This is a genomic window from Rhodovulum sp. DZ06 (assembly GCF_050586345.1).
GTDB lineage: Bacteria > Pseudomonadota > Alphaproteobacteria > Rhodobacterales > Rhodobacteraceae > JBOCEF01.
This window is the reverse complement of record NZ_JBOCEF010000098.1, coordinates 1-3,546: the sequence shown is the minus strand read 5'-3', so window position 1 is coordinate 3,546 and position 3,546 is coordinate 1. Positions and strand designations below refer to the sequence as shown.

Below are 3,546 nucleotides of genomic sequence, written 5' to 3'. Positions count from 1 at the left end.
TCAGCCCCGCGCCTTCATCGCCTTCAGCACCTTGTGAGGCGCCATGGGCAGGTGGCGCAGCCTTGCGCCGGTGGCGGCGTGGATGGCGTTGGCGATGGCCGGGAGGGGCGGGGCGATCCCCGTCTCGCCCACGCCGCGCACGCCGTAGGGATGGCCCGGGTTCGGAACCTCCACGATCACCGTGTCGATCATCGGCAGGTCCGAGGCCACCGGCACCCGGTAGTCGAGGAAGACCGGGTTCTGCAGCCGCCCGTCCTTGCCGTAGACATACTCCTCGTTCAGCGCCCAGCCGATGCCCTGCGCGGCGCCGCCCTGGTACTGGCCCTCGACATAGGCCGGGTGGATCGCCCGCCCCGCATCCTGCACCACCAGGTAGCGCAGGATCGTGCTGCGCCCCGTCTCGGGATCGACCTCGAGATCCACGACATGCGCGCCGAAGCTGGCCCCGACGCCGCCCATGGTGCTCTCGTGATGGCCCGAGATCGGCCCGCCGGTCGAGCCCATCTTTCCCGCGATCTCCTTGATCGACATCGGCGGGAACTTGCCGGCATTGGGGCCCGCGGGGCGCGCGGCGCCGTCCGCCCATTCGACGGCGTCCTCGTCGATGCCCCATTCCTTCGCGGCGCGGCGGCACATCTCCCGGATCGCCTGTCCGGCGGCCTTCACCGCCGCCTTGCCGCTGGCGAAGGTGGCGCGCGACCCGTGCGTGGGCTCGTTCACCCCCAGCGCGCCGGTCTCGACCACGTTGACCCGGACGTCCTCGTACGGGATGCCCAGCGTCTCGGCGACCATCAGGCCGATGGAGGCGCGCAGACCGCCGATATCGGGCGTGCCGATCGAGACCTGCGCGGTCCCGTCCTCGCCGATCGCCATCGACACCGAGGTCTCGCCGCCATGGTTGAACCAGTAGCCGACGGCCATGCCGCGGCCCTGGTTCGCGCCCAGCGGGGCCTGCAGGTTGGGATGCGCCTTCACCGCTTCGAGCACCTCGACGAGGCCGATGGAGCCGAACTTGGGCCCGTAGCTGGCCTGGTCGCCTTCCTTCACCGCGTTCTTCAGGCGCGTCTCGACCGGGTCGAGGCCCAGCTCGCGGCACATCTCGTCCACCAGGCTTTCGACCGCGAAGGCGCCCATGGGCGAGCCGGGGGCGCGGTAGGCGGCGCATTTGGGGCGGTTGGCGAGCACGTCGTAGCCCACGTGCTGGATGTTCGCGATCCTGTAGCCCGCGAAGGCGCAATAGAGGGCCATGTCCACGGGCGCGCCGGGGAAGGCGCCGCCCTGCATGCGGAACTCGGCCTTCGCCGCCGTGATGGTCCCGTCCTTCTTCATGCCGATCTTCACGTCCATCGACGCCGAGGCGGTCGGGCCGGTGGCGCGCAGCACCTCGGAGCGGGACATGACCAGCTTCACGGGCCGTCCGCCCGCCTTCTTCGACAGCGCCAGCGACAGCGGCTCCATGAAGATGGTGGTCTTGCCGCCGAAGCCGCCGCCGATCTCGGACGGGGTCACGCGCAGCTGCGCGGCCTCGAGGCCCAGCACGTCCGCGCACATCTTGCGGATGAACCACTGGCCCTGGGTGCAGACCCACATCTCGCCCTTGCCGTCGGCGCCGAGCTGCCCGAGGCAGGCATGGGGCTCGATATAGCCCTGGTGCGTCGCCTCGGTGCGGTAGGCGTTCTCCATCACGAGATCCGCCTCGGCGAAGCCCGCCTCGACATCGCCGCGGCCGAACTCCATGTAGCGCACCACGTTGGGATGGAGGCCCTCCGGCACGGTCGGATCGGCGGCGCCCGCGCGGATCACCGGGGCGCCCTCGGCCATCGCCTCGTCCACGTCCGTCACGTGCGGCAGGACCTCGTACTCCACCTCCACCAGCCGCGCGGCGTCCTGCGCGATCAGCGCCGAGGTCGCGGCGATTGCGGCCACCGCGTGGCCGTCATAAAGCGCCTTTTCCCCCGCGATGGTGTTTTCCTGCAGGTTCCACGCCTCGCCCGTCAGCCCCTCGGGGAAGTCGGCGCGGGTGACCACGGCCTTCACCCCGGCCAGCGCCTCGGCCTTGCTGGCGTCGATCCGCACGATCCGCGCATGGGCGTGGGGCGAGCGGACCACGGCGGCGAACAGCATCCCCGGGGCGGAGATATCGGCCCCGTAGCGCGCGCGCCCGGTGACCTTGTCGAGCCCGTCGGGGCGGTCGGGGCGGGTTCCGACGAGGGCCGCGGCCCCCGTGATCTCGTCCTTCGGCATCAGGCCGTCTCCCTCATCTCGGCGGCGGCGTCGAGGACGGCGCGCACGATCTTGTCATAGCCGGTGCAGCGGCAGAGGTTGCCCGCGAGCCAGTAGCGGACCTCCTCCGCGGTCGGGTCGGGGGTCTTCTCCAGCAGCGCCTTGGCGGCGACCAGGAAGCCCGGGGTGCAGAAGCCGCACTGGAGCGCCGCGTGTTCCACGAACTTGCGCTGCAGCGGGTGCAGCACGCCGCCATCGGCGACGCCCTCGATGGTGCCGATGGACTTGCCCTCGGCCTCGACCCCCAGCACCAGGCACGAACAGACCAGGGTTCCGTCCAGCGTGACCGAGCAGGCCCCGCAATCGCCGGTCCCGCAGCCTTCCTTCGACCCGGTCAGCCCCAGGTGGTCGCGCAGGCAGTCCAGCAGCGTCTCGCGCGGGTCGGCGAGGAATTCGACCGCGTCGCCGTTGACGGTCGTGGTGACATGCACGCGGCTCATGCGCTCTCTCCTTTCGCGCGGGCGAAGGCGATCTTCGCGGCGCGTTTCGCCAGAACCCCGGCGATGTCGGTGCGGAACTCGACCGTCCCGCGCTTGTCGTCGATCGGCGCGCAGACCGCGCGGGCGGCCGCCGCCAGCGCCTCGAGCGCCGCGTCGTCCAGACCCGTGCCCATGATCGCCTCGGCCGCCTTCGGGGCCAGGACCACGGTCGCCGCGACGGCGCCGAGCGCGACGCGGGCCGAGACCACCTTGCCATCGGCCACCGCCAGGCTGACCGCGCAGCCCGCCACCGCGATGTCCATCTCGGTGCGCGGGATGAAGCGCAGGTAAGCGTCGCCGCCCCCCGCCCCGCGCGGCGGCAGGATCACGGCCGAGATCACGTCGCCCGGCTGCAGCGAGGTCTTGCCCGGACCGGCCGGGATCCGCTCGACCGGAACCGTGCGGGTCCCCTGCGGGCCGACGATCTCGACCGAGGCGCCGGCGGCGATCAGCCCCGGCGTGGAATCGGCGGCCGGGGAGCCGTTGCACAGGTTCCCGACCAGCGTCGCGCGGCCCTGCACCTGGGTCGAGCCGACCAGCTCCATCCCCTCGACCACCCCCGGCCAGTCGGCGCAGAGGCCCTCGTGCGCGCCGAGCTGCGCGCCCGGCACGGCCGCGCCGATCCGCCAGCCGCCCTCATCCGTCCGCGCGATGTCCAGCGCCCCGGGGATGCCCTTGAGGTCGATCACGTCGTCCGGCTGCACCATCCCGGCGCGCATCTGCACCAGCACGTCCGTCCCCCCGGCGAGAAAGCGCGTCACCCCCGGGGCGGAGGTCGCGATGG

3 protein-coding genes are annotated in these 3,546 nt (G+C 72.2%); all 3 read right to left on the bottom strand.

Going from position 1 to position 3,546, the window contains the following annotated elements:
• From ACQ5SO_RS21265 to ACQ5SO_RS21255, 3 genes are read right to left on the bottom strand one after another with little or no spacing between them, the layout of a single operon-like run.
• The gene (locus ACQ5SO_RS21265) at window positions 1–2,244 is read right to left on the bottom strand and encodes a xanthine dehydrogenase family protein molybdopterin-binding subunit (RefSeq protein WP_430943657.1); all 2,244 of its coding nucleotides are present in this window, start codon (window positions 2,242–2,244) and stop codon (window positions 1–3) included.
• Window positions 2,244–2,723, bottom strand: coding sequence for a (2Fe-2S)-binding protein (locus ACQ5SO_RS21260; RefSeq protein ID WP_430943656.1), 480 nt, complete (start codon window positions 2,721–2,723; stop codon window positions 2,244–2,246). The genes ACQ5SO_RS21265 and ACQ5SO_RS21260 overlap by 1 nt, the downstream gene beginning before the upstream one ends.
• Entirely contained in the window at window positions 2,720–3,544 is an 825-nt protein-coding gene (locus tag ACQ5SO_RS21255; RefSeq protein ID WP_430943655.1) for an FAD binding domain-containing protein, read from the bottom strand. Before ACQ5SO_RS21255 ends, ACQ5SO_RS21260 begins: the two co-directional genes overlap by 4 nt.
• Window positions 3,545–3,546: the final 2 nt, after the last annotated feature.